The following is an 807-nucleotide window of genomic DNA, read 5'->3' on the forward strand; positions in this document are numbered from 1 at the left end:
GTACCCAACACCTGCGGCACGCCCTCCTGGTCCCGCCGGTAGTTCACGGCGCAGAAGCCGAACGCGTTGACGTGCAGGTCCCGGATCTGGGACGGAACGTTGGCCTGCTCGTAGYGCACCGTGAGCGTCGAGATGTACCGGGTGCGCACCGGCGGAGCGACGCCGCGCGTCACCGTCTTGTCGAATCGAACCTGTGCGACGCGCAGGTCGTCCTGGTCGGTCGGCAGGAACGTGATGCTCTGGATCTCCACGCGTTCCGAATCGGTCGGGCTCATGGTCTTCACCGGCGACTGCGCATTGACCTCCGGGTTGAAGTAGTTTTCCCAATCGGCACGCACTGGCCCGCAAGACATCAGATAGGCCGTCTTGTAGTTCGCCTCGGCCTCGCCGCGTGTGAAGCCCTCGCGCGCGAGCACATAGCGCGCAACATCCGAGAGAATGATCTTCTGATCGCGATCGCGCCCGACGTTCACGATCTCACCTGGCGCTTGCACGTCGTAGGCCCCGGTGGCGTTGTCGACGCGGATGATGGCCGGCACGAACTGCTTCAACGGCAGGAGAACCGTCACGCTCAGGACACTCAGCCCACAGAGGATGCCGCAARCCCAGGCGATCCTGGCGTTGCGGGACGCTCGCCGCTCGAGGTCAAGACGCGCTTGCGTATCCCAGTCGAGCGCCTTGGCGAAGTAGGTCTCCTTGTCGGTCACTTGGCTGCCTTTGTGACGTGAGAAGGATTGATCGGTCGCTCTTCACCGGTGGGCCATCCGGGCGGCGGTTTGGGGCCGCTGCAGCCTGATAGGGCTATCA

The 807-nt window shown here is 64.1% G+C and carries 1 protein-coding gene; it reads right to left on the minus strand.

The window, feature by feature from the left end; all coding sequences use genetic code 11:
• A partial coding sequence (locus AC1DY5_RS57440; protein WP_478123008.1) for a VirB8 family type IV secretion system protein occupies nt 1–707 on the minus strand: 707 nt, incomplete at its 3' end.
• Nucleotides 708–807: the final 100 nt, after the last annotated feature.

It is taken from the genome of Variovorax sp. P4_D9 (assembly GCF_056401695.1).